This window comes from Arthrobacter sp. zg-Y820 (assembly GCF_030142155.1).
GTDB lineage: Bacteria > Actinomycetota > Actinomycetes > Actinomycetales > Micrococcaceae > Arthrobacter_B.
The window spans coordinates 3,304,799-3,329,688 of the sequence record NZ_CP126247.1 but is presented as its reverse complement, the minus strand read 5'-3'; the positions used below and the strand labels follow the sequence as shown (position 1 = coordinate 3,329,688).

At 69.2% G+C, this 24,890-nt stretch carries 23 protein-coding genes; 13 read left to right on the top strand and 10 right to left on the bottom strand.

Annotation, left to right across the window (positions count from 1 at the left end):
• Nucleotides 1-133: 133 nt before the first annotated feature.
• Nucleotides 134-811: a Crp/Fnr family transcriptional regulator gene (locus QNO08_RS15170; RefSeq protein WP_104053107.1), complete on the bottom strand. Its 678-nt coding sequence runs from the start codon at nt 809-811 to the stop codon at nt 134-136.
• A 230-nt stretch (nt 812-1,041) separates the two neighbouring features.
• Here QNO08_RS15170 and QNO08_RS15165 point away from each other — a divergent pair, with 230 nt between their 5' ends.
• Complete coding sequence (locus QNO08_RS15165) at nt 1,042-2,226, top strand: MarP family serine protease (protein ID WP_229966121.1); 1,185 nt, start codon at nt 1,042-1,044, stop codon at nt 2,224-2,226.
• 57 nt (nt 2,227-2,283) lie between these two features.
• Here QNO08_RS15165 and aroQ read toward each other — a convergent pair whose 3' ends face one another.
• The 3 genes from aroQ to QNO08_RS15150 all read right to left on the bottom strand — a co-directional run bounded on the left by aroQ (nt 2,284) and on the right by QNO08_RS15150 (nt 4,760).
• The gene (gene aroQ, locus QNO08_RS15160) at nt 2,284-2,748 is read right to left on the bottom strand and encodes a type II 3-dehydroquinate dehydratase (protein ID WP_229966120.1); all 465 of its coding nucleotides are present in this window, start codon (nt 2,746-2,748) and stop codon (nt 2,284-2,286) included.
• Nucleotides 2,749-2,755: 7 nt separating this feature from the next.
• Nucleotides 2,756-4,117 (bottom strand): MFS transporter, encoded by a 1,362-nt coding sequence (locus tag QNO08_RS15155; protein ID WP_229966119.1) that lies wholly within the window; start codon nt 4,115-4,117, stop codon nt 2,756-2,758.
• 85 nt (nt 4,118-4,202) lie between these two features.
• Nucleotides 4,203-4,760 (bottom strand): TetR/AcrR family transcriptional regulator, encoded by a 558-nt coding sequence (locus tag QNO08_RS15150; RefSeq protein WP_229966118.1) that lies wholly within the window; start codon nt 4,758-4,760, stop codon nt 4,203-4,205.
• A 100-nt stretch (nt 4,761-4,860) separates the two neighbouring features.
• On the opposite strand from QNO08_RS15150, the gene QNO08_RS15145 reads away from it, so the two are divergent.
• Nucleotides 4,861-5,280 (top strand): organic hydroperoxide resistance protein, encoded by a 420-nt coding sequence (locus tag QNO08_RS15145; RefSeq protein WP_229966117.1) that lies wholly within the window; start codon nt 4,861-4,863, stop codon nt 5,278-5,280.
• A gap of 80 nt (nt 5,281-5,360) precedes the next feature.
• On the opposite strand, the gene acs is transcribed toward QNO08_RS15145, so the two are convergent.
• Nucleotides 5,361-7,349 (bottom strand): acetate--CoA ligase, encoded by a 1,989-nt coding sequence (gene acs, locus QNO08_RS15140; RefSeq protein WP_229966116.1) that lies wholly within the window; start codon nt 7,347-7,349, stop codon nt 5,361-5,363.
• 316 nt (nt 7,350-7,665) lie between these two features.
• Here acs and QNO08_RS15135 point away from each other — a divergent pair, with 316 nt between their 5' ends.
• The 3 genes from QNO08_RS15135 (at nt 7,666) to QNO08_RS15125 (ending at nt 10,629) form a co-directional block, all read left to right on the top strand.
• A complete protein-coding gene (locus tag QNO08_RS15135; RefSeq protein WP_229966115.1) occupies nt 7,666-9,078 on the top strand; it encodes an MFS transporter in 1,413 nt (470 codons plus the stop codon).
• 73 nt (nt 9,079-9,151) lie between these two features.
• Nucleotides 9,152-9,949, top strand: a complete 798-nt coding sequence (gene nth / locus QNO08_RS15130) for an endonuclease III (protein ID WP_229966114.1) — start codon at nt 9,152-9,154, stop codon at nt 9,947-9,949.
• A complete protein-coding gene (locus QNO08_RS15125) occupies nt 9,946-10,629 on the top strand; it encodes an NUDIX hydrolase (RefSeq protein WP_442860502.1) in 684 nt (227 codons plus the stop codon). The genes nth and QNO08_RS15125 overlap by 4 nt, the downstream gene beginning before the upstream one ends.
• A gap of 63 nt (nt 10,630-10,692) precedes the next feature.
• On the opposite strand, the gene QNO08_RS15120 is transcribed toward QNO08_RS15125, so the two are convergent.
• Nucleotides 10,693-12,408 carry a bifunctional 3'-5' exonuclease/DNA polymerase gene (locus tag QNO08_RS15120; RefSeq protein WP_229966113.1) on the bottom strand — a complete coding sequence of 572 codons (1,716 nt, stop codon included), beginning with the start codon at nt 12,406-12,408 and terminating at the stop codon, nt 10,693-10,695.
• A 189-nt stretch (nt 12,409-12,597) separates the two neighbouring features.
• Between QNO08_RS15120 and ssd the strand changes: the two genes are divergently transcribed.
• From ssd to QNO08_RS15085, 7 genes are all read left to right on the top strand, one after another.
• Nucleotides 12,598-13,890: a septum site-determining protein Ssd gene (gene ssd, locus QNO08_RS15115; protein WP_229966112.1), complete on the top strand. Its 1,293-nt coding sequence runs from the start codon at nt 12,598-12,600 to the stop codon at nt 13,888-13,890.
• Nucleotides 13,887-15,140: a TadA family conjugal transfer-associated ATPase gene (locus tag QNO08_RS15110; RefSeq protein ID WP_442860501.1), complete on the top strand. Its 1,254-nt coding sequence runs from the start codon at nt 13,887-13,889 to the stop codon at nt 15,138-15,140. Before ssd ends, QNO08_RS15110 begins: the two co-directional genes overlap by 4 nt.
• Nucleotides 15,137-15,964, top strand: coding sequence for a hypothetical protein (locus QNO08_RS15105; RefSeq protein ID WP_229966111.1), 828 nt, complete (start codon nt 15,137-15,139; stop codon nt 15,962-15,964). The genes QNO08_RS15110 and QNO08_RS15105 overlap by 4 nt, the downstream gene beginning before the upstream one ends.
• A complete protein-coding gene (locus tag QNO08_RS15100) occupies nt 15,964-16,632 on the top strand; it encodes a type II secretion system F family protein (RefSeq protein ID WP_229966110.1) in 669 nt (222 codons plus the stop codon). Before QNO08_RS15105 ends, QNO08_RS15100 begins: the two co-directional genes overlap by 1 nt.
• A gap of 196 nt (nt 16,633-16,828) precedes the next feature.
• Entirely contained in the window at nt 16,829-17,290 is a 462-nt protein-coding gene (locus tag QNO08_RS15095) for a DUF4244 domain-containing protein (RefSeq protein ID WP_229966109.1), read from the top strand.
• Between the two features lie 3 nt (nt 17,291-17,293).
• Complete coding sequence (locus QNO08_RS15090) at nt 17,294-17,653, top strand: TadE family type IV pilus minor pilin (RefSeq protein ID WP_229966108.1); 360 nt, start codon at nt 17,294-17,296, stop codon at nt 17,651-17,653.
• Between the two features lie 137 nt (nt 17,654-17,790).
• Nucleotides 17,791-18,108 (top strand): Rv3654c family TadE-like protein, encoded by a 318-nt coding sequence (locus QNO08_RS15085; RefSeq protein ID WP_284155610.1) that lies wholly within the window; start codon nt 17,791-17,793, stop codon nt 18,106-18,108.
• Here QNO08_RS15085 and QNO08_RS15080 read toward each other — a convergent pair.
• Nucleotides 18,074-20,461: a DEAD/DEAH box helicase gene (locus QNO08_RS15080; RefSeq protein WP_229964675.1), complete on the bottom strand. Its 2,388-nt coding sequence runs from the start codon at nt 20,459-20,461 to the stop codon at nt 18,074-18,076. The two genes, QNO08_RS15085 and QNO08_RS15080, sit on opposite strands and share 35 nt — an antisense overlap.
• A gap of 80 nt (nt 20,462-20,541) precedes the next feature.
• The gene (locus tag QNO08_RS15075; protein ID WP_229964676.1) at nt 20,542-21,192 is read right to left on the bottom strand and encodes a GNAT family N-acetyltransferase; all 651 of its coding nucleotides are present in this window, start codon (nt 21,190-21,192) and stop codon (nt 20,542-20,544) included.
• Nucleotides 21,193-21,274: 82 nt separating this feature from the next.
• Here QNO08_RS15075 and trhO point away from each other — a divergent pair, with 82 nt between their 5' ends.
• Nucleotides 21,275-22,168 carry an oxygen-dependent tRNA uridine(34) hydroxylase TrhO gene (gene trhO / locus QNO08_RS15070; protein WP_229964677.1) on the top strand — a complete coding sequence of 298 codons (894 nt, stop codon included), beginning with the start codon at nt 21,275-21,277 and terminating at the stop codon, nt 22,166-22,168.
• 84 nt (nt 22,169-22,252) lie between these two features.
• Here trhO and QNO08_RS15065 read toward each other — a convergent pair whose 3' ends face one another.
• Complete coding sequence (locus tag QNO08_RS15065) at nt 22,253-23,146, bottom strand: MaoC/PaaZ C-terminal domain-containing protein (RefSeq protein WP_229964678.1); 894 nt, start codon at nt 23,144-23,146, stop codon at nt 22,253-22,255.
• A gap of 130 nt (nt 23,147-23,276) precedes the next feature.
• Nucleotides 23,277-24,761, bottom strand: a complete 1,485-nt coding sequence (locus tag QNO08_RS15060) for an MFS transporter (protein ID WP_229964679.1) — start codon at nt 24,759-24,761, stop codon at nt 23,277-23,279.
• Between the last annotated feature and the right edge of the window lie 129 nt (nt 24,762-24,890).

The following is a 24,890-nucleotide window of genomic DNA, read 5'->3' as shown; positions in this document are numbered from 1 at the left end:
TTAACAGGCCGCCCCGGCGCCTGTTAACAAGGCCTCCCGTGAAGAACGGTGACGCCGGTTAACGACGACGGCGCCGCCCCCAACAAAGGGGGCGGCGCCGTCGTACTGCGTGCGGTTAGCCGCAGGCGGAAACCTAGCGGGAGCGCTGGCGCAGCCGCTGGACGTCCAGAATGACCACGGCGCGCGCCTCGAGGCGCAGCCAGCCGCGCTGCACGAACTCGGCCAGGGCCTTGTTCACGGTTTCCCGGGAAGCACCGACCAGCTGGGCCAGTTCTTCCTGGGTCAGCTCATGCGCCACCAGGATGCCGTCAGTTGCGGGGCGGCCGAAGCGGTCCGCCAGATCCAGCAGCGCCTTGGCGACGCGGCCGGGAACGTCCGAGAAGACCAAGTCCGCAAGGGACTCGTTGGTGCGGCGCAGGCGGCGGGCCAGGGCCTGCAGCAGCTGCACCGACACCTCCGGGCGCGTTTCCAGCAGCGCCTTCAGGTTGTCGTGCCGCAGTCCCGCCAGGCGGGTTTCCGACACCGCGGTGGCGGTGGCGTTGCGGGGGCTCGGATCGAACAGTGCCATCTCGCCGAAGAGCTCGCCCGGGCCGAGGATGGCCAGCAGGTTCTCGCGGCCGTCGGGTGCCGAGCGGCCCAGCTTGATCTTTCCGGACACGATGAAATACAGCTGGTCGCCCTGGTCACCCTCGCGGAAAACTGATGCGCCGCGCGAAAGGTCGACCTCGGTCAGCTCGTCGGTCAGAGCTGCGAAGACGTCGTCTCCCAATGAGGCGAACAGTGGCGCACGGCGCAGTACCTCGATATCCATGAAATCTCCTGTAAATAGTTGTCCCTTCTATTATCTTCTCGCACTGCGGCCCCATGTGACACCTGTAATAGCTTTGTTCGCCCTCGGATGATAAAAAGGACGCCCCGGCGCTGTGCCCGCGGCACCCCGGGGCGAACTGCTTCCACAGCTTGGGCCGCTAAACTCGGGTGGCAGGGGCCGTCTTCTGACGGTCCCCGCATTGGTCCCCTACCCCGTACTTGGAGCTGTTTGTGCTCGGATTTTCCCTGCTTGACATCATTCTGCTTTTGGCGCTGCTGTTCTACCTCATCGCCGGTCTGCGGAACGGTCTGGTAGTGACTTTGGGCGGCATTGTCGGCTTCGTGGCCGGCGCCGTTGCCGCGTTCTTCGCGATTCCGCTGGTGGCGGCGTGGGTGCCCGACAATGGCTGGCGGCTGACCGCCGTGATCGCCACTGCGGTGGTGCTTGTCCTGGGCGGACATGCGCTCGGAGCCGCTCTGGGCGGCGGAATCCGGCGCTGGCTGAACTTCCCTCCGCTGCGGTTCCTGGACCGGCTGTTCGGCGGTGCAGTGAACCTGGCGGTGTCCGCCTTGGTCATGTCGATGCTTGCGTTCAGCGTCAATACGCTGGGCGTGCCCTTCCTGTCGCAGCAGATCACCTCATCCAAGGTGCTGTCCGCGATCGACGAGGCCACTCCGGACCGAGTCCAGGCCTGGACCGCGCAGGTGCGGTCCTTCACCCTGGCCGAGGGCCTGCCGACCATCCTGGACAACGCGGCCCCGGAAACCGTCGTCGCACCCGACGAGGGGCTCTCCTCCGCAGCCCTGCAGGCTTCATCGGAGTCCGTGGTGAAAATCACCGGCACCGCCTACCAGTGCGGGCAGAACCAGACCGGTTCCGGCTTCGTGGTTGCCGACGACCGCGTGATCACCAACGCCCACGTGGTGGCCGGTGTTTCCGAGCCCGTGGTGCAGGTTCCCGACGGCGGAGCGCTGCCGGGCAAGGTGGTCTATTTCGACAGTTCGCGTGACCTGGCGGTGCTGGCCGTGGACAATCTGGAGGCGGATCCGATTCCGCTGGGCGAAGTCCTGCCCAACGACACCACCGCCGCGTTTGCCGGCTATCCGGCCGGCGGCCCGTTCCGCCTGCAGGCGGCCAATGTGGAGCGCCTCTCCGACGTCTCCGTCCGCAACATCTACGGTGCTGCCCCGGAGGTGCTGGAGGTCTACACGCTGGCTGCCAACGTCCAGCAGGGCAACTCCGGCGGTCCGCTGCTGGACATCGACGGGCGGGTGGCCGGGGTCATCTTCGCCAAGACGACCGGCGATCAGCCGATCGGCTATGCCTTGTCGCTGGGCGAGGTGGGTCCGGTGGCCGAGGCGGCCGCCAGCTACCAGGCGCCGGTTTCACCCGGGCAGTGCATCTCGGGCGAATAGGAGCCGTGTTGCCGGCCGCCGGACCCGTCGGGGGCGATCGGCGGCCGGCACTGTGCCTCAGGCGTTCGCTGCGCCGTCCAGCCTCGCGGCCAAGTAATTCACTGCCATCCCGTAGCCGGCGATCCCGGCGCCGCAGATGACGACGTCGGCCACCGCCGAGACGTAGGAGTGGTGGCGGAACTCCTCACGGCGGTGGATGTTGCTCAGGTGCACCTCGACCACCGGCAGTCCGACGCCGGAGAGGGCGTCGGGGATGGCCACCGAGGTGTGGCTGTACGCCGCGGGGTTGATGATGATGGCGTCCGCCAGGCCCGGGGCGCCGTGAATCGCGTCGATCAGGTCCCCCTCGTGGTTGGACTGGATGCAGTCGACCGTCCAGCCGTGCGCCTCTGCCGCGCTCAGGGCGAGGGATTCGACGTCGTCCAGCGTGTCGGAGCCGTAGATCCCCGGTTCCCGGGTGCCCAGGAGGTTCAGGTTGGGGCCGTTGAGGACAAGCAAATTGCGGGTGCGGGAGGCAGTCATGGGTTAACTATGCGCCAACCGGCGCGCCGGCCGCCGCCTCGGCGTTGCGGCGCGTCATCCGGCCCGCCGCCGCCGCACCGATGATGGTCACCACCGACATCAGCGCCAGGACGACGCCGGGGTGCCACCAGGCGCTGTCCGTTGCCTGCGCGAAGGCGGAGGTTAGCGCCGGAGCGAATCCGGCCAGGATGCCGGCGAAGCTGTAGGCCAGGGACAGTGCCGTGAAGCCGGTGCGGGCCGGGAACAGGTCAGCCATGAGGCCGCCCAGCGCCGCCCACGCGGCCGTCGGGGCAATGCCGCCGATGAGGATGGTGAGGATGTACGTGGTCTGGTCCGCGGTGCTGATCATCCAGTACAGCGGGAAGGAAATCAGCAGCGTGGCGACGGCGCCGGCGGTCACCATGCGGGCGGAGCCGATCTTCGTGGCCAGCCAGCCGAAGGCCGGAATGGTGGCCAGCTGCAGGACCGAGCCCACCAGGGCGGCGTTGAGCACCGTGGTCGCGGACAGGCCCAGCTGTTCGGTGCCGTAGGCCTGCGTGTAGGTGGTCATCAGGAAGTAGGAGCCAATGCCCAGCAGGGACGCCGCCGTGGCGACCAGGACGGCCAGCCGCTGGGTCTTCAGGACCTCGAGGACCGGGACGCGTGCCACTGCCTGATGGCCGGCGACGTCCTTGAAGACGGGGGTTTCCTCGATGGCGAAGCGCAGGTACAGGGCGATGGCCATGAAGGGGAAGGCCATCAGGAACGGCACCCGCCACAGGCCGGCCTCCATGGTTTCCTGCGAGACGTTGGTCAGGAGCAGGAAGGTGCCGGTCACCATGATGGTGCCTACCGGGGAGCCGATCTGCGGAATGGCGGCATAGAGGGCCCGCTTGCGCGGCTCGGCGTGTTCGGTGGCGATCAGGATGGCTCCGCCCCATTCCCCGCCCACGGCCAGCCCCTGCAGCAGCCGCAGGGTCACCAGCAGTGCCGGGGCCCAGAGGCCGATGGTGTTGTAATCCGGCAGCAGGCCAATGGCTCCGGTGGCGGTGCCCATGAGGATTATGGTCCAGATCAGGGATTTCTTGCGCCCGATCCGGTCACCGATGTGGCCGAACAGGACGGCGCCGACCGGGCGGGCAATGAAGCCGATGCCCAGGGACAGGAAGGACAGCAGGGTGCCGATCAGCGGATCGACGTCCGGAAAGAAGATCCGGTTCAGGACCAGCGCGGCTGCCGTTCCGAAGACGTAGAAGTCGTAGGACTCCAGTGCCGTCCCAACGAAGGACGCTCCGGCGACCTTGCGCGCCATTCGGCGCGAGGGCTGCCCGCCCAGAGGGTCGGGCGGAGCGGGTGTGAATTCAGGGGAGGCGGTACTGGTAATAGACACGAGCACTGATTCTGCTACCCCGTGCGCTCCGGTGCCAACTCGGCGAGTCCCGGCTCCCCCAAATGACGGAGCCGGCCGGACCCGTTCAATACAGGGCGGCGGCGAGGAGGGCCCGCCCGGCGCTGACCAGGGATGCCGCGACGCCGGCGGGATCGGAAACGTAACCGTGCACCATGGCCCCGTCCCGCAGCATCAGCAGCTGGTCCGCCAGGGCGTCCGGGTCGGGTGCTCCCAGCCGGGTGAGCCTGCCGCTGACTTCGGCGTGCAGCCACTGCCGGTGATCCCGGACGACGGCGCGGACCGGTGAGTTGGCGTCGGGATATTCGGCGGCGGCATTGATGAACGGACAGCCGCGGAAGCCGGGAAGACAGGTCTCGGCGCCCATCGCTTCGGCCAGCTGCAGCAGTCCGGTGCAGGGGTCGTCGCTCAGGTGTTCGGCGGCGGCGCGGACCCGGTCGGTCTGGGCCTGCAGGTAGGCCACCACCAGGTCCTCCTTGGTGCGGAAGTGCCGGTAGAACGTCACCTTGGTGGTTCCGGCGTCGGCGATGATCCGGTCGGCGCTCACGGCGCGGATGCCCTCGGAGTAGAAGAGGGAAGCGGCAGCTTCCAGGATGCGGGCGCGCACCGGGGATGAAGCGGTCATGGATCCTCCTCGGTTGCGGAACGGGCCGAAGACGGCTTTACTGGCCCAAGTAGACGTACTGGTTAGTCTACCTGAACGTCCCCCAACTGAAGGAGTAGCCATGAGCGCTTTGTACACCGCGTCAGCCACCGCATCCGGAGACGGCCGCAACGGAGAGGCCCAGACCAGCGACGGCCAGCTGAAGGTCAACCTGGCGATTCCCGCTGAAATGGGCGGCGCCGGCGACGGCACCAACCCGGAGCAGCTCTTCGCCGCCGGCTACGCCGCGTGCTTCCTCTCGGCGCTGAAGATGATTGCCCGCGCCGAAAAGGCTCCGATCGCCGATGCCGCGATCACGGCCGACGTCAGCATCCACCAGCAGGAAGTCGGCTTCAAGCTCGGCGTTGAGCTGCACGTGGAAATGTCCGGCGTCGACCAGGCCACCGCTGAGAAGCTCGTCGAGTCCGCCCATCAGGTCTGCCCGTACTCCAACGCAACCCGCGGGAACATCGACGTCGAGCTCGACGTCACCGTCGGCTAGTAATCCCCGCCGAAATGGCAGAAGGTGCGCTTCCCAGGGCTGGGAAGCGCACCTTCTGCCATTTCGCGTGGCTGTCGGCGCTATTTGCGCATTGACTCCGCAATCTGCTGCATGACGGTGTTGTCGGCGAGAGTGCTGGAGTCGCCGGCCTCGCGCCCCTCGGCCACGTCCTTGAGCAGCCGGCGCATGATCTTGCCGGACCGGGTCTTGGGCAGTTCCGGAACCACCAGGATGTGCCGCGGCTTGGCGATCGGGCCGATCTCCTTGCCCACGTGGTTGCGCAGGGTGGTGACAATGTCGTCGTCGTCCTTGGCGCTGCCGCGCAGGATCACGAACGCCACCACGGCCTCGCCGGTGGTGTCGTCGCGGGCGCCGACGACGGCGGCCTCGGCCACGGAGGGATGGCTCACCAGGGCGGACTCGATTTCAGTGGTGGAGAGCCGGTGCCCCGAGACGTTCATGACGTCGTCGACCCGGCCGAGCAGCCAGATGTCGCCGTCTTCGTCCTTCTTGGCGCCGTCGCCCGCGAAGTACATGTTGTCGAACCGCGACCAGTAGGTCTGCTTGAACCGCTCCGGATCGCCCCAGATGCCGCGCAGCATCGCGGGCCAGGGTTCCTTGATCACCAGGAAGCCGCCGGAGCCGTTGGGCACCGGCTCGCCCATCTCATCCACCACGTCGATGGAGATCCCGGGCACCGCCACCTGCGCGGAGCCGGGCTTGGTGGCCGTGACGCCGGGCATCGGCGCGATCATGTGGGCGCCGGTCTCGGTCTGCCACCAGGTGTCAACGATCGGGGCGGGGGTTTCCTTCTTGCCGCCGTTGGCGCCGATGACGGTGCGGTACCACATCCAGGCCTCGGGGTTGATGGGCTCGCCCACGGAGCCGAGCACGCGGATCGAGTCCAGGTTGAACTTTCCGGGAATGTCCCGGCCCCACTTCATGCAGGTGCGGATGGCGGTGGGCGCGGTGTACAGGATGGAGACCTTGTACTTCTCGACCAGTTCCCACCAGCGGCCCTGGTGCGGGGTGTCCGGGGTGCCCTCGTAGATGAGCTGGGTGGCACCGTTGACGAGCGGCGCGTAGGTCACGTAGGAGTGCCCGGTGACCCAGCCAATGTCAGCGGTGCACCAGTACACGTCGGTTTCCGGCTTGAGGTCGAAGGTGTTCAGGTGCGTGAACGCCGTCTGGGCCAGGTAACCGCCGGTGGTGTGCAGGATGCCCTTGGGCTTGCCCGTGGTGCCGGAGGTGTAGAGGATGAACAGCGGATGCTCGGAATCGTGGCCCACGGCGGTGTGCTCGGTGCTCGCGGCGCCGACGACGTCGTCCCACCACACGTCCCGGCCCTCGGTCCACTCCACGGGTTCGCCGTTGCGGCGAACGACGACGACGCTGGTGACCGTGTGCCCGTCCCGAACCAGCGATTCGTCCACCGCCGGCTTCAGCGCCGTCGGCTTGCCGCGCCGGTAGGAGCCGTCGGCGGTGACGACCAGCTTGGCCTCGGCGTCGTCGATCCGGCTGCGCAGCGCATCGGCGGAGAACCCGCCGAAGACCACCGAGTGCACCGCGCCGATGCGGGCGCAGGCCAGCATGGTGATCACGGCTTCGGGAATCATCGGCAGGTAGACGGCGACCCGGTCGCCCTTGGCCACGCCGAGGGACTCGAAGGCGTTGGCGGCCTTCTTGACCTCTTCGGTGAGCTGGGCGTAGGTGTATGTGCGGGTGTCGCCGGGTTCGCCTTCAAAGTGGATGGCCACCCGGTCGCCGCGGCCTTCCTCGACGTGGCGGTCCAGGGCGTTGTAGGCGGCGTTGACCTTGCCCCCGACAAACCACTTGGCAAACGGGGCGTCGGACCAGTCCAGGGTTTCGGTGAAATCCTCGTCCCAGGTCAGCAGGCTGCGGGCCTGCCGGGCCCAGAACTCAGGGCCTTCGGCGGCTGCTTCCTCATAGAGGGAAGGCTTGGCCACGGCATTCGCGGCAAATTCGGGACTGGGGGGAAAACTGCGGTCCTCGTGGAGCAGGTTCTCCAGTGCATCGCCGTGTTGCTTGACGGGGGACTGTTCAGACATCGTGAACCCTTTCGCTAGCTGAGTGCCCACGGTCCAGCCCGGATCGAGGGGCTGCCGTAGCGTTGAATCAACCCTAGCGCCGATCGCGCCCCGGTGTGTCCACCGTCACAGTCAGGCCCGGCAAAGGGGGTGTTTCTGCGGTGAGCGGTAGGTCACGGCGGGTGCTCCTGCGGCAGTTCGGCTAGTCTGCGGTTCGAGCGTTGACTAGGCTGTGGGAGGAAGCAACCGCTTTTTGAACCGTGCAGGCGGCCCGTCGACGCTGCGGACCGCAGCTAATGCCGGCCCGTTGGCGGCGGTCGTGAATGGAGAAACGCAAATGAACCAGCCCCCCGTTGAAAAGGACACCCGAACGGTGGCGGAGACCCCGGCACCTGCCGAGAACCGTCCAGCCGGCGAGGACAAGACCCGGACTGCAGTCCTGGGCCCGTTTGGCCTGCGTGACCTGGTGGTCGGCGGTTCTGTCCTGCTGATGCTGATCGGTTCCCTGCTGCCGTGGAACGTCTCCTTCGATTTGCAGGTCACGCTCTGGTCGCCGCTGACGCCGCTGTTCTTCCTGGGGATCGGGATCATCCTGCCGCTGCTGGTCGCCGGACTGTTCGCAGCCCGCCGGATGGCGCCGGAGCTGAAGTACCGCATCGGATCGCTGTCCGTGGACCAGTTCGGTTCCGTGGTGGGTGTCCTGGCACTGGCCTTCTTCTTCCTGCAGCTGGTCACCGAGTTCACCGTCGGCACGCTGCTGACGTTTATTGGTGCCCTCGGCCTGGTGGCAGCAACGACGCTCGCCCCGCACATCCCTCCGTTCTCCCGCGAGTTCGATGAGCGCGCCGAGATGCCCGCCCACGTCATGGCGCGCGACGCCGTGCGCCTGCGCCGCCGTCCGGCTGCTCCGGCTGCTCCGGCCACTCCGGCCACTCCGGCGCGGACCTCGGAGGCCGGTGCGTCAGTGCCCGCCGATGCCGAGGCCGCTTCCGCGGAGTCGCGGCCGGCTGAGTCCCGGCCCGCCGGGTCCCGGTTTGCCGGGATGGGCACCAAGCTCGCGCCGACCGGACTGTTCGGCCGCAAGTCCGACGCCGGCACACCGGCGCCGAACGGCATTCCCGAAGGCAGCGCACCGGCTGCCGGCGCCACGGCCGTCGGTGCCACGGCCGCAACAACTCCGAGCAGCGGCAACGCTGTCGGCAGCGAAACCGGCAGCAGCGAAACCTCCGGCGGCGACACCTCCGGCAGCGACATCTCCGGCGCCGAACCGGACCGCAGCGAATCCGCCGCGGTCCAGAGCGCCCCGGCAGCAACTACCCAAGCCGCAGCCCCGGCTCCGCGCCGTGAGGATGCCATCGCCGCCACCACCGTCAACCCTGTGGTTCCGGCCCAGCAGTCCCGGGCCGCATCGCCCGAAACGTCGCAGTCCGAGGTAAAGCGGTTCGAGGCGGAACCCGCCACGCAGGCATCGCCCCTGATCTCGCCGTCGTCGTCGGGCGACTCCATCAGCGCCACCCGCGAGGAATCCGAGAATGTGGTGGAGGCGTTCTGGTTCGCCGTGGGCACCCCCCGCCAGATTGTCGACGAGCGCACCGGGCTGCCGCTGTTCATGTTCCACCCGGGCGACTGGGAGCTGGGGCTCGAAGACCGCGGCAACGAGTTCCTGGTGCAGGACAAGCGCACCGGCCGCATCGGCGTGCTGCGGGACCTGAGCAACATCGAGCGGGTCGGCGAGGACTCCGGCGAGTAGGCCGGGACCTCTCCCGCACGCAGCACCCAGCAGCAGCACCATCCGATCCGGCGCGACAGAAGGACACGAGGACGTGGTTAAGGCAACCGGGAGTGATCCCTCCCTGCTGGCAATCAAACGCAGGGCGCGGAAGATCAACCGGACGCTGGGGGAGCTGTATCCCTATGCCGTGGCGGAGCTGGACTTCACCAACGCCTTCGAGCTGCTGATCGCCACCGTGCTGTCCGCGCAGACCACCGACATCCGGGTCAACGCAGTCACGCCGGCGCTGTTCGCCCGCTATCCGGACGCCAAGGCACTGGCCGAGGCCGACGAATCGGACCTGCAGGAGCTGATCCGGCCCACCGGCTTTTTCCGCGCCAAGGCCGCCAGCATCAAGGCGCTGTCCACCCGGCTGGTTGATGAGTACGACGGCGAGGTGCCGGACAAGCTCGAAGAGCTCGTCACGCTGCCCGGTGTCGGCCGCAAGACCGCCAACGTGGTGCTCGGCAATGCCTTCGGAATTCCGGGCATCACGGTGGACACGCACTTCGGCCGCCTCTCGCGCCGCTTCGGCTGGACCACGTCCAAGGACCCGGTGAAGGTCGAGGAGGACGTGGCCGAGCTGTTCGAGCCCAAGGACTGGACGCCGCTGTCCAACCGGGTGGTTTTTCACGGGCGGCGGGTGTGCCATTCCAAGAACCCGGCCTGCGGAGCCTGTGCCGTCGCGGCGCTGTGCCCCTCCTACGGCGAGGGCGAAACCGATCCCGAGAAGGCTCGGAAACTGCTCAAATATGAGCTCGCTCCGGGCCGCGAGGAGCTGCACGCCCGGATGATGGCCGCCGAAACCCGCGCCCAGCTGCGGGCCGCCGGTTACGGACTCGAAGCGTGAGTGCTTACGCGGACCTGAAGGCGCTGGGCGCCGCTGCCGCCGCCCGCACCACCTCCTTCGACGCGAACCTGGAGCTGCTGCGCCGCAGCGTCGACCCGGCCGCGGCCCGCCGCGCCGCCGTGCTGATCCTCTTCGGCAATCTGGACGACAAGCCGTCGGACTTCCGCTCCGCCGGAGTGCCCGACGAACTCGACGTCCTGCTGGTCGAACGGGCCGCCACACTCAACGACCACCCCGGACAGGTGGCCTTCCCCGGCGGATCGCTCGATGCCGAGGACGCCGGGCCGGAGGCCGCAGCCCTGCGGGAAGCCCGGGAGGAAACGGGACTGGACCCGGACGGCGTCGTCGTGCTGGGCACGCTCCCGGAGGTGGGGCTGCCCATCAGTAATTTCCTGGTGACGCCGGTGCTGGGCTGGTGGGACCGGCCCACGCCGGTGGACGTGGTGGACTACGGTGAGTCTGCCTCCGTGTTCCGGGTGCCGGTGGCGGACCTGCTCAATCCGGAGAACCGGCGGACCGCCGTGCTGAGCCACGGCGCGCGTGCACACCGTTCTCCGGCGTTCCTGGTGAACGGGGTGCTGGTGTGGGGCTTTACCGGAATCATCCTCAACGCCGTGCTGGATGAACTGGGGTGGACCCTGCCCTGGGACGAGGAACGGGAAGTCATTCCGGACCTTTAGCCTGCGGAAGGGTGCTCGCCGTCGCCGCAGGAAAGGGGACGTCCGGACCGCCCCCGGCGGCCGCTACTTGGCGTCGGCGTAGGAATCCACAGTCACCGCGACCACCGGGAACTCCAGCGGAATCCGGCCGAACAGCAGCCGGGTTGCGGCCGCCGCCGCGTCGCTGACCAGGGCGCTGACCTCCGCGACCCGGGCTTCGGGCACATGCAGCATGACCTCGTCGTGCAGGAAGAACACCAGCTCCCCGGCCGGCGAGGACACCGACGCCGCCCGCAGCCGCCGTCGTATTTCCGCGAGCCAGCACAGCGCCCACTCCGCCGCGGTGGACTGCACCACAAAGTTGCGCGTGAAGCGGCCCTGGGAGCGGGCCAGCGAATCGGCGCGGCGCTGCTCCTCGGCGGATGCGGTCTGCTGGGCGCGCAGCCACCGGTCGGAGACCGGAGGCGAGCTGCGGCCCAGATGGCTGCTGACCGTCTTGCCCGCTTCTCCGGCGCGGGCGCCGCGCTCGACGACGTCGATCGCCTGCGGATAGGACCTGGTCAGGGCGGGCATCAGCCGGCCGGCTTCGCCGGAGGTCGCCCCGTACATGGCGCCGAGCATCGCCATTTTGGCCTGCGCGCGGTCGCCGTTGAAGTTCTGGTCGGCGATGCCCTGGTAGAGGTCCTTGCCGCGGGCCGCGGCGGCCAGCGCGTCGTCCCGACCCAGAGCGGCGAGCACCCGCGGCTCGAGCTGGGCGGCGTCGGCGACGATCAGTTTGTGGCCCGGGTCGGGCCGGACGGCGTCGCGCACGTAGCGGGGAATCTGCAGGGCGCCGCCGCCGCGCGAGGCCCACCGGCCGGACACCACGCCGCCCACCACGTATTCGGGGCGGAACCGGCCCTCGGCCACCCAGGCATCAAGCCAGGTCCAGCCGTTGGCGGTCAGCAGCCGGGAGAGCCGCTTGTATTCCAGCAGCGGGGTGATGGCGGGGTGCTCATGCTGCTGCAGTTCCCAGGACCGGGTGGTTTTCACTTCGATGCCGGCCCGGTGCAGGGCGCGCAGCAGCTCCTGCGGCGAATCGGGGTTGAAGCCGGGGTTGCCCAGTTTGTTCCGCAGCTCAGCCGCCAGCTGTTCCAGCCGGGCCGGGCGCTGTCCCTCCGGCGGGCGAGGACCGAGTTCGGCGGCGAGCATGGCTTCGTGGATGTCGCGCCGCCAGGGCAGGCCCGCGTGTTCCATTTCGACGGCGATCAGGCCGCCGGCCGATTCCGCGGCCAGCAGCAGTGCCAGGCGCTGCCGTGCCGGGGAGCCGGCGACGGCGGCCAGCTGGGCCTGCAGCTCGGTGACCTGATCCTCGAGCGAGGGTCCGCGCTTTGCCGCCGGGTCGTCGAAGCCCTCCAGCTCCTCAAAGAGCGAACTCTGGTTCGGCGCCGGCTGGACCGGCAGCAACTGGCGGGGGAGCAGGTCCGCGTCGCCCTCCGGAGCCTCGGCGCGCAGCGCCTCAATATAGGGGGAGAGCGCGGCGGCTTCGGAAAAGCGCAGGATGCCGCGGACCAGGGCCAGGTCATGGCTGCGCTCGACCCGCACGCCGGCGCGCAGCAGCTGCGGATAGATCTCGCGGGTGCTGCTGAACACCCAGCGGAGGTTCCGCGTGCGGTCCTCGTAGTCGCCGACCACGGCAGCGAGCAGGGCGGGCACGACGACGGCGGGGGCTGCGGAGGGCTGCCCGGCGTCGTCGGTCTCCTGGAGCTGCAGGGAACCGGCGGCAGGACCGGAACCGGCCGGGGTGAGGACAACGTACATGCTTCCATTGTCCCTGCTGGCCGGGGATGGTCGGTGTGTGCCACCCGCGGCGCGGGGCCCGGGCCGCGGGTGCAGGCATCCGCGGCGGAGCGGGCGGCTTCTCCTGCACAACCGCCTCGGAACCGCCTTTTGTCCCCAGATGCCACGGCTGCCGCCGTGTCCCTGCCGGTAGCGGGAAAGACTCACGGCATGACAGAGGAACAGCTGTGGGTACCGACGGCCCAGTCCCGCCGGGCCGCCGTGGCGGCACCGGACGGCCCGGGCGGGGGAAGCCCCTCGCGGGCGGAGCGGGGCGCGGGCTCCCGGGCGCCGACCCGCTCCACGTCCCGCGCTGCAGCGGTTCGCCGCCGGGAAACCGAAACGCCGGTGATCCTGGTCAGCCAGTCGCAGCGGCTCACCGATGAAGTATCCCGGGTGGCGGCAGCGGCCGGCCTGCAGCTGGAGGTGCTCGCGGAGGTGCAGGCGGCACTGGGCCGGAACCCGGAGGTGCTGCTGCTGGGCAGCGACCTGGCCGCGCCGGAACGGACCGGACGCTGGCGGCCCGGGGGCGCCGGGAGGCGGGGCACCGAGACCATCCTGGTCGGCACCGTGCAGGACACGGGCTTGTGGGAGGCGGCGGCACGCCTGGAGGCCGCCCGGGTAGCGGTCCTGCCGGCGGCCTCCGGCTGGCTGGCCGAATATTTGAGCCGCCGGCGTCTCCTGGCGGCGGGTTACGTCCTGGGCGTGATCGGAGGCTGCGGGGGTGCGGGGGCCTCCAGCCTGGCGTGTTGGCTGGCCCATGAAGCTGCAGACCAAGGCCTCGGCACCCTGCTGGTCGACGGCGATCCGCACGGCGGCGGGCTCGACGCCAGCCTCGGCAGCGGCGAAGTCCCCGGAGTGCGCTGGCCGGATCTGGCGGATGTCCGCGGGTCGCTGAACCCGGTCCAGCTGATGTCGGCACTGCCCCAGGTCTCCGGATTTGCGCTGCTGTCCGGCACCCCCGGGGTTGCAGCTGCCGATGCGGCGGAGGGAACTGCATCCGCCGAACCGGACGGAGGCGAAGAGGCAGCCGAGCAGAGCATCCGTGCGGTCATGGACGCAGCCCGGGCGGCCTTTGCCCTGACCGTGGTGGACTGCGCCCGGCACCGGCCCGGCCAGCTGTTGTTGTCCTGCGATGCGCTGCTGTTGGTGGTCCCCGGGCGGCTCCGGCCGCTGCTGGCCGCGCAATCCCTGCGCCGCAGCCTGGGCGCCGTTCCCCAGTCAGTGGTGGTTCGGGGGCCGCTGGGGGACGGGCTGGACGAAGCCCGCGCCGCCGACGCCGTCGGGCTCTCCCTCGCCGGCTACCTGCCCGCGCTGCGGAACCTGGAACATGCCGAAGCACGCGGGCTCCTGTTGGAGCGCGGCCGCCGGAAACGGATCCGGCGGGTCACCGGACAGCTGGTCAAACAGCTGGCTCCCGACCTTCCGGAATCGGCCATCCCAGCCCAGGGTGCCCGGCCATGAACCCGCCGCGGGGACGCCGAGCCGCGCTCCCGTCCGCGGCTGCGGACCCGCAGCAGCAGCGGGCCGGAGACGCGCCGATGGTGCGGCAGGTGCGCCGGCAGATGCTCGACGACGGCGAACCCGTCACCCGGGCCCGGCTGGCCGCTGCCGTCCAATCCAGCGGCCGGCTGCTGGGGGCCGAGGGAGCGCTGCGGGCCGTGGACCGGGTGCAGGCTGAGCTGCAGGGGCTGGGGCCGCTGCAGGAGCTGGCGCTGCTGCCCGGCATCAGCGACATCCTGGTCAACGGCCCGGACCGCGTCTGGGTGGACAGCGGCCACGGTCTGGAACTGACCGGGCTGCGGTTTGGGTCCGACACCGAAGTCCAGGCCCTCGCCGCGCGGCTGATAGCGGCCGGGGGACGCCGGTTGGATGACTCCAATCCCTGCGTGGACGTGCAGCTGCGCGGCTACCGGGTCCATGCCGTGCTCCGGCCGGTCTCCACAGGCTCCACCCTGCTGTCCATCCGGATCCGGCGGACCCTGACCTTCACGCTGGAGGAACTGCAGGCCGGCGGCACCGTGGATCCGGAAAGCGCCGGCGTCCTGCGGCGCATGGTCGCGGCCCGGCTGAACTTCCTGATCAGCGGTGCCACCGGCACCGGAAAGACCACCCTTCTCTCCACGCTGCTGTCGCTGAGCGATCCCCGGGAGCGGCTGGTGCTGGTCGAAGATGCCGCCGAACTGGATCCGAGGCATCCGCACGTCGTGGGGCTGCAGAGCCGGCACGGGAACGTGGAGGGCACCGGGTCGGTGGACCAGGCCGAGCTGGTCCGGCAGGCGCTGCGGATGCGTCCGGACCGGCTGGTCGTGGGCGAGTGCCGCGGCGCCGAGGTCCGGGAGCTGCTCGCTGCGATGAACACCGGGCACGACGGCGCCGGCGGGACGATCCACGCCAACTCCGCCGCCAGCGTGCCCGCCCGGCTGGCAGCGCTGGGCGCTCTGGCTGGAATGAGCAGCACTGCGGTGAACCTGCAGGCGGCCAGCGCCTTGGACGTGGTGGTGCATCTGGCCCGCGAGGCAGCCGGGCGCCGGGTCGCCGAGATCGCCGTCGTCACCGCGTCATCCGACGGCCGGCTGCTAACCGTCCCGGCACTGCTGCCGTCCTCCTCCGCAAACAGCCACGGTCCCGGATGGGCGGCGTTGCAGGAACGCCTCAGCCGCGGTGTCGGAAACGGGCCGGCCGGTATGCGGCACGAAACGCTGACCCCGTGACGGGCCTTTGCACCGCTGTGCTGCTGTGGGGCGCTGCGCTGCTGCTGTTGCCGCGTTCCAGCCCAGCGGCAGGGCGCCTTCCGGTGTCCGGCGGGCGGAGGGTGGAGCGGGCCGGTGGGAAGCAGGTTCGGCGGCCGGGACCCTCGGCGCGTGCATCGCCCCGCGGAGCCCGTTCCGATGCGCAGGACCTTCCGCTGCTTATCCATCAGCTCACCGGGCTGCTGGCCGCGGGCCGGGCGCCCCACCAGCTGTGGGCCGATGCGGCTGCCCTGCAGACGGGCGGCCCCGGCGCCGCACCCCACGGGCCCCTGGCGGCGCAGCTGCTGCCGGTCCTGGAAGCAGCCGCCCAAGCTGCGTCCCTGGGGCTGAGCCCGGTGCCGGTGTTTCGGACGGCCGCTGCGGCCGGCGCCCCACGGTCCGGCCGGGCAGGGAGGATCTGGCGCGGCCGGGGATCGGGCGGGAACGGCGACAGTTCCTCCTCGCTGCACGGGCTGTGGACTGAGCTGGCCGCCTGCGTGAGTGTCTCGGAGCGCAGCGGTGCACCCCTGGCCGGAGTTCTGGGCAGGTATGCGGCGGAGCTGGAAAGCGGCCTGGACCAGCAGGCGGCCCGTGAAACGGCGTTGGCCGGACCGCAGGCAACGGTCCGGCTGCTCACCTGGCTGCCCGTGGGCGGGCTCGGCCTGGGGTATCTGCTGGGTGTTGATCCCCTGGCCGTCCTGGCGGGCAGCCCGCTGGGCTGGGCGGCCGCGGCTGCCGGTGCGGCACTGTCGCTGATCGGCAGGTTCTGGTCCCGGGCGCTGGTCCGCCAGGCGGCGGGACCCTGATGCCGGGTGTCCTGGTCGCCGTGCTCCTGGCCGGTGCCTTCGGGCTTCTGCTGTGGCTGCCGGGCAGAAGCACCGGGCCGGCGGGGGCCGCAGCCCGACCAGCCCAGGGTTTCGGCCGGTCGGACGCCCCCGGGCAGGCCACCCTCCAGAGCACGGGAATTAGTGACCCGGCGCTGATGCTGGATCTCGTGGCGGCGATGCTGGATGCCGGACAATCCCTGCTGCCGGCACTGGGCGTCTTGGCGGACGTCGTGGATTCCGGGACCGCCGTGTGCCTGCGGCGGGTGCAGGCGGCGCTGGCGTTAGGTGCCCCCTGGGCGGCGGCATGGGATCTGGCCGAACCCGAACCCGATCCCGTGCCGGCCGCGCCGGATTCCTCCGGCTCGCCGTCGTTCCGGTTCCCGCGGCGAGGTCCGGTGCCGCCCAAGGCTCCGGCGGCCCAGCTGCGCGCGGCCCTGACCTTTGTCGCCACCACCGGAGCACCGTCGGCCGCCGTGCTGCTGGCGGAGGCAGCCCAGCTCCGGCGCCGGCGGGCCCGCGAAGCTGAGCGCCGGGCTGCGGCACTGGGGGTCCGGCTGGTGGTGCCGCTGGGGCTGTGCGCGCTGCCGGCGTTTCTGGCCCTGACGGTGGTGCCGCTGCTGCTGTCGCTGCTGCCCGCATTTCCGTAGCGGCTCGGACGGCCGTTGCACTTCCTTCCCTCCACAATCGACCCGCACCCGACTTGGCGGCAGGCGTTATCCGGAACGGCGGGCCCGTTCCTTTTGGCGCCGGGACGCCGGATGGAGGATCGATTCATCGCTTCGGAGGCCCGGCGCCTCAGAAGCGGGGAAGCCAGTCATGCCAGCGAACCATCAGGAGGAAACCATGTCAGTTTTGAGCAAATCCATCACCACGGCGCAACCGGGCCGCAGCTTTGCCGGTGCGCCGCTCTTCAGCGCCGAAGGAGCTCCAGGGCCTGCGGCCGACGGGGCGCCTTGCGGGTGCAACGCGACCGACAGCTCGCTCCCGCAGCCCTCTGCCGTCCGGTCCGGCCGGGGACCGGGCACCGTCACGGTCCTGTACCCGAAGCTGGAGGCGGACCCGAAGCTGGATCCGGCAGCCCGGGACAGGGCAGCCCGGGACAGTGCGGCGCGGGGGCGGGCGAGCAGGGCGGACCGGCGCCGCCGGAACTTCAGTGACCGCGAAGCGGGCATGGCCACGGCGGAATATGCCATTGCCACGCTGGCTGCCGTGGCATTCGCCGCCCTGCTGGTTGCCGTGCTGGGCAGCGGAGAGGTGCGGTCCCTGTTGATGGGGCTGATCCGCAGCGCGCTCACCCTGGGTTAGCCGGTGCGCCGGAAGGAGCCGCAGGACTCCTCCCTCGGCGCCGTCACCGCAGAACTGGCTGTCGGACTGCCCGCGGTGGCACTGCTTCTGGCCGCCGTGCTGACGGGGGTCGCCGCCGGTGTCACACAGCTTCGGGTGGAGGAGGCGGCGCGGGCGGCAGCCCGGGAAGTGATGCGCGGAGACAGCGCCGAGGCGGAGGCTGCCGCCCGGAGGATCGCCGGGGCCGAAGCGCGGGTGACCATCTCGGCCGACGGGCAATGGCTGCTGGTGGAGGTCGGCTCAACCGTGGCCGCGCCGCTGCTGGACCGGCTGCCGCTGGTGCTGACCGCCACCGCGACGGCGCTTCCGGAATCGCTGCCGTGAACGGTGGAGCGAGGGGATCCGGGGACGGAAGACCAAGGAGGCAAGGAGATCCACGATGGAGGAAAGGCAGTTCATGGGTCAGGAAGGGCGGTCCACCAGGGAGGAACGGAGGAACATCTGAGCGCGGGGCGGGCACGGTGCTGGTGCTGGGGGCGGGGGCGGTTCTGCTGATCCTGTTCGGCGCCGTCCTGCTGCTGCTGCAGTCGGCCGTGGCGGCCAACCAGGCCGCCACGGCGGCAGACCTGTCAGCACTGGCAGCTGCCGATACCGTGCGGGGCCTGCGGGCGGGGGACCCGTGTGCGGTGGCGGGGGAAGTGGCGGCGCGGAACGGCGCCGCACTGGGCGGATGCGCCGTCAGCGCCGGAGATCAGAGCGTGCAGGTGAACACCGAGGTCGGAGTCCGCCTGCTGCCGTGGCCGGCTACCGGGCACGCCCGGGCGGGCCCGCCCCCGTGAAAGCCGCGCCGGCGGCGGCCGGATCGGCGTCCCGGCCGCGGGCTGAATCCAGCAGCACCTGCAGCAGGGTCACGGCCCCGGCCTTGGAAAGCGGATTGTTCTTGTTGCCGCACTTGGGGGACTGCACGCAGGACGGGCAGCCGCGCTCGCATTCACAGGACCGGATCGCGTCCCGGGTGGCGGTCAGCCACAGCTCGGCAGCCTCGTAGGCCCGCTCCGCGAAGCCGGCGCCGCCGGGATGCCCGTCGTAAACGAAGATGGTGGGCTTCTCCGTGTCGGCGTGCAGCGCCGTGGAGACGCCGCCGATGTCCCAGCGGTCGGAGGTGGCGATCAGCGGCAGCATGCCGATGGAGGCGTGTTCGGCGGCGTGCAGGGCACCGGGGAAGTCGGCCGGAATCATGCCGGCGTTGGTGAGCAGGTGCTCGTCGATGATGAACCAGACGGCCTTGGTGAACAGCTCCTTGGCCTCGAGCTCCAGCGGTTCCTCACCCAGGATCTCGTTGGAGATCAGGGCCTTGCGCTGGAAGGACACCACCTGCGTGGTGACCTTCACGGTTCCGAAGCAGACCCGGATTTCGCCCCACTGCGAGGTCCGCTCAGTCTCCATCACCTCAATCTGGGTGACGTCCCGGGCCTGCGTGTAGAACTCGGGGTTGCCGCGGGTCACCATGGCGCAGTGATCCGCCTCGTTCAGCTCATCAACTATGAAGGTTTGGCCCTGGTGCACGTAGACCGCGCCGGTGTGGGCCTGATACTGGCTCTGCGGCGAGTCCATGGTGCCCAGCAGCATGCCGGTGTCGGACTCCACGATGTTGATCGGCCCGCCGCCGTCGGCGCGCAGATTCACCATGGCGGCGGCGCTTTCGGAATGGGTCCAGAACCATCCCGAGGGCCGGCGGCGCAGATAGCCCTGCTCCACCAGCTGATCGAGCAGGCCGGCGGCGGTGGGACCGAACAGCTCCCGCTCGTCCGGGGTCAGCGGAATCTCCGCCGCGGCGGCGCAGAGGTGCGGGCCCAGGACATAAGGGTTGGAGGGGTCGAAGACTGTGGCTTCCACGGAGATGTCGAAGATCGCCTCCGGATGGTGCACCAGATACGTGTCCAGGGGGTCGTCGCTGGCGACAAAGGCGGCCAGAGCATCCTGTCCGGAACGGCCCGCGCGCCCGATCTGCTGGAACAGGGACGCCCGGGTGCCCGGCCAGCCGGCCACCAGCACGGCGTCGAGCCCGGAAATATCAATGCCCAGCTCCAATGCGGAGGTGCTGGAAATGCCCAGCAGTTCGCCGCTGCGCAGCCGGCGTTCCAGCTCGCGCCGTTCCTCGGGCAGGTACCCGGAGCGGTACGCCGCCACCCGGTCCGGCAGCGAGGGATGCACCTCGTCCAGCAGCCGCCGGGTGATGGTGGCGATGGTTTCGGCGCCGCGCCGGGATTTGATGAAGGCAATGGTGCGGACCTGCGCGGCCACGAGGTTGGCCAGCAGATCCGCGGTTTCGGCAATCACCGTCCGGCGGGAACGAACACCGTTTTCACCCTTGAGGTCGGTCAGCTGCGGCTCCCAGAGCGCCACAGTGGTGGCTCCGTGCGGAGAAGCGTCCCGGGTCACCGCGGTGACCTCGCCGCCGATCAGCCGGCCGAAGGAGGAAGCCGGATCCGCGGACGTGGCGGACGCACCGATGAACACCGGGTTGGCGCCGTAGTACCGGCAAATCCGCCGCAGCCGGCGCATCAGGTTGGCCACGTTGGAACCGAACACGCCGCGGTAGCTGTGCGCCTCGTCGATGATGACGTACTTGAGCCGGCGGAAGAACCGGGCCCACCAGGCGTGGTTGGGCAGCACGCCGAAATGCAGCATGTCCGGATTGGCCAGCACCAGGTTGGCGTGGTCGCGGATCCAGCGCCGGGCGCCCGGGTCGGTGTCGCCGTCGTACGTGTCCGCGCGCACGGTGGGCAGCTGCAGTGCGTTCACGGCGGAGAGCTGGTCAGCGGCGAGGGCCTTGGTGGGTGCCAGGTAGAGGGCCACGGATCCGGTGGGCTCCAGCGTGACCCGGTCATCCAGCGCGGTGCGGTGGATTTCGTCGAGCACCGGCAGCAGGTAGGCCAGGGATTTGCCTGACGCGGTGCCGGTGGAAATGATCGTGTGTTCGCCGGCGTGCGCCGCCTGCGCGGCTTCGATCTGGTGCCGCCACGGTTCGTGGACGCCCACCCGGGAGTACGCGGCGACGACGTCGGGGTGCGCCCAGTCCGGCCACGGCACCGGAACAGCCTTCCGGGCCGGAATTTCGTGGACATGGACCAGCTGTTCCGGGTCGGCGCCGGAGCCGAGCAGAGGGATCAGGGAATCATGTAGGGCCACTGTGCAATTCTCCCACCGGCCGGCGGAACAACTGCAGTTCAACGCGGCTGCTCAGCCGCAGGCTGAACTGCGCGGAACGGTTACAGCTTCGGCTCGAACATCACCACGCTGGCGAGGTTCTCCCAGCCCAAATACCTGTAGAGCTCCAGGCCTTCCGGCGTGGTCACCAGCAGGCCGGCGTCGACGTCGTGTTCCAGCGCCACTGCGGTGAGGGCACGCATGACGTAGCTGCCCAGCCCGCGGCGGCGGAACTGCGGCTCGGTGATGATTCGGTCGTAGACAGCCAGGTCATCCACCACGGCAACGCTGCCGCGCGCCGCCGGCTCGCCGTCGGCCGTGACAATCACGGTCCCCAGCTTCTGGCCGCGCACGGTTTCGGTCTCGAAGCCGTCCAACGGAACCGGGTCTTCGATGTCCTGCCCGGCCATCTCCAGGAACATGAAGACTTCGTCCGCGGAGCGCACGCTCAGGCCGTGCACCAGGGCGGCGCCGTGGATCTCGTTCATGCTGCTGGTCACGATGGTGAAGAGCCGGCCCGGGCTCTTCCGGGCGGAGGACGCGAGTGCGGCGAACTCATCGTGGGAGGGCTCCAGCGCGAAGTACTCCCAGTCATTGGTCCTGTCGTGCAGGAAGGCGGACAGAAAGCGGCCCTCCCGGCGGGTCTGGTAACCGCGGGCCTGCGCCCAGCCGGTGACCCAGGTCTCGAGCAAATCGTCGTTCAGCACTCTCATGGATGAACACTAACGGTGCCGGCAGGCGAAAGGTACGGGTGCTGATGAAATAGCGGGTCTTGGCGCGGTCTACCCTTGATGAGTGGCTTTGAATCGAATTGCACTGTACTACGCCTTCACGCCCCTCCCGGATCCGGAGGCCGTGCGCCTCTGGCAGCGCACCCTCTGCGAGAAACTGGGACTGCGCGGGCGCATCCTCATCTCACCCGACGGAATCAACGGAACCGTGGGCGGGAGCCTCGACGCCGTGAAGGCGTATGTAAAGGCCACCCGCGAGTACCCGGCCTTCAAAAAGATGGACATCAAATACTCCGAGGGCGGAGCCGAGGACTTCCCGCGCCTGAGCGTCAAGGTGCGGAAGGAAATCGTCAGCTTCGGCGCTCCCGGCGAGCTCAAGGTGGACCAGGACGGCGTGGTGGGCGGTGGCACGCACCTGCGGCCGGAGCAGCTGCACGAACTGGTCGAGGAAAAGAAGGCCGACGGCGAGGAAGTGGTCTTCTTTGACGGGCGGAACGCCTTCGAGGCGCAGATCGGCCGCTTCAAGGGGGCTGTGGTTCCCGACGTGGCCACCACCCACGACTTCATCGCCGAACTGGATTCGGGCAAGTATGACGACCTCAAGGACAAGCCGGTGGTCACCTACTGCACCGGCGGCATCCGCTGCGAGGTGCTGTCCTCGCTGATGGTCAACCGCGGCTTCAAGGAGGTTTACCAGATGCAGGGCGGCATTGTCCGCTACGGCGAGGCCTACGGCGACAAGGGATTGTGGGAAGGCTCCCTGTACGTGTTCGACAAGCGGATGCACACGGAGTTCACCGAGGACGCCGTCACAATCGGCCAGTGCGTGCGCTGCGAGGCGCCCACGAGCAAGTTCGAGAACTGCTCCAACCCCTCCTGCCGGAAACTCACCCTGTACTGCGCGGACTGCGCCGCGGACCCGCAGACGCTGCGCTGCCCGGACGGCTGCACCGAGTAACGTCCCCGCGAGATGGCAGAAGGTGCGTCTCTGAAGGCTGAGAAGAGCACTTAGTGCCATCTCGCGGGGCTGGTGGGAGGAGTGCTAGGCCGTTGCTGCTTCGGCCAGCTGCGTGTCCCGGGGTGTGTCAGCGTCGCGCCGCACAAAGGTGCCGCGGTCCAGGACCACGGTGTCTCCGACGCGGGTCTGGAAGACGGCGCCCGCATCGGTCTTCCAGATGCTGGTGGTCAGTTCGTCGCCGGGAATCACCGGTGCCGCAAACCGGACGTTGAGGGAGCCGAAGGCATCGGCGTCGGAATCGGCCACGCCTTCCAGCACTGCGCGTCCGGCGAAGCCCATGGTGCACAGACCGTGCAGGATCGGCTTCTCGAAGCCGACCATCGCTGCGAGGGCCGGATCCGAATGAAGCGGGTTGCGGTCCCCGTTGAGACGGTAAAGCAACGCCTGGTCGGGTGTGGTTTTTTGGATGTCCACAAGGTCGGCGGGCCGGTCCGGCAGCTCCCATCCGTCGGAGGGGGCCGGTGCTGAACCGAAGCCGCCCTCGCCGCGGATGATCATGGTGGTGACGGAGGCCGCCACGGTCTCGCGGGTCTCGGCGTCGAGCAGATCAGTGGTGAGCTCGATAACGGCGTTCTTGCCCTTGTCGTAAACGGCGCTCATGAAGCTGCGCGGAATCACGGTGCCGCTGGTGGCCAGCGTGCGGTACACGGAAATGGCCTGGCCGCCGTGCAGGATGGAGGACAGCTTGAAATCGCCGAGCTCGTCCATGGATCCGCCGGATCCGCCCAGCAGCACCGCGAAGGTCGGCAGCACGCTCTGTTCAATGCCGCGGGAGTTTTCCGTGGTGAAGGCGAGGTTGGCGGTCTGGTCCCGGGCGCCAGCCCCCACGCTCAGTGCGTAGAGGAGTGCGTCCTTGGAGTCCCAACTGACCGGAGCACCCTCGGAGACCTTCCCGATGTTCTGCGTATGGATCGCCATAACGTTCCCTCTTTCAGGAGTCTCACGGGCCGATGTCCCGTGCGGTTTGCCGGCACAAAATGTGTCGCCGGTTACTAAAAATTACTATAACGAAGTTCTAAATTCCGGTCGTTGCGGCATCCGGAGGCGGTCAGGCCGAGGCGGAGACCACGCCCTCCGGATCCGCTGCGGTGCCGCGGCGGAGGTCGCGCTCGCCGACCGTTTCCGGTATCCACTGCGCGGGCGTGCGGCGCAGCATCAGTGCCACCACCACTGACAGCGCGGCAAAAACAAACACGAAGATAAAGGCGGCACTGATGCCGTCCTGTGCCACGGCCGTGGTCGCCGGATCCGTGTGCCTGGCCAGGATGAAGGCGCCGATGGCGACGGCGGCGGACTGGCCGACGTTGCGGATCAGGGTGTTGGTTCCGGCTATTTCCGAGGTGTGGGATTCCGGCACCACCTCGATGAGCAGGTTGGGCAGCGCTCCGTAGGCGAGCGAGATGCCGATGCCGTTGAAGACCATCGCGACGGCGAACATCACCACGTTGCCGTAGGTCAGCAGAATGACCGGAACGACCAGGGCCACCAGTGCCAGACCCGCGATAAACACCGTGCGGGCGCCGTACCGGAAGGCGAGTTTTCCGCCCAGCGGCGAGAAGAAGTATCCCACCAGCAGGGTGGTGCTGATCAGGACACCGGCTGCGGTGGGCGAGAAGCCCAGCCCATAGCCCAGCGACGGCGGCGACTGCATGATGAGTTGCGCGGGAACGTTGCCGCCGCCGAGGGGGCCGACGGCGGCGAGCACGGTCGCGGTCATGGCCAGGGCTATCTGGCGGTTCTTGAACATCCGCAGGTTCACGATTGGCGACTCCACCCGCAGCTCCCACCAGGCCCAGACAGCGGCAGCGGCGATGCCGATGCCGATCAGGCCGATGAACTGCATCGAAGCGAAGCCGGTCTTCGAGCTGCCGGAGAACCCGAGCAAAATGGCGCTTACCGCGATGGGGAGCAGGACGGCGCCGAGAAAGTCCGGTTTGTCCTGGCTGGGAATGATGGTGTCGCGCGGAATGACCAGCTGGACGCTGGCCGCGGCCAGAATCGACACCACGGCTGCAAAAACGAAGATTCCGTGCCAGGAGAAGGCGTCAATCATGAATCCGGCGATGAGTGCGCCGCCGGCGCCGGCGATGAGCGCCGAGGCGCCGACCATCGAAATGCCGACCGGAACCCGCTCTTCGTCGAGGTGTTCGCGGGCCAGTCCGAAGGCCAGGCCCAGCACAGCGCCGGTGACGCCCTGGATCGCGCGTCCCAGGATGATCATTTCCAGTGAGCCGCCGAGCAGCGAAACGATGGAGCCGATGGCGGCGATGGCCAGAGCGATGACCATGACCTTGCGCCGGCCGTACAGATCGCCGAAGCGTCCGCCCAAGACTCCGGCGGAGGCCGAAACCAGCAGGAATGCGGTGACCACCCAGGCGACGGTATTGGCATCAACCTGGAAGTCCCGCATGAGGGTCGGCAACGTTACGTACATCATGGACAGTTCAAAGGCCGAGACGATCTCGGCCAGAACCAGGACAAGGACAATCGGGGCGAATCCGGGGCGTTTGAGCGCCCGCGTGGTGGAGGACATCGGCGTCCCGCCTTTCGTGGAAGGGATAAACCAAACCGCTGGCATGCACCGCGTCGGGGACGTGATGCATGCCAGCGGCTGGCTCTGGTCCGGCAGAGTCGGCGCTCTGCCGGACCAGGGGTGCAGGGG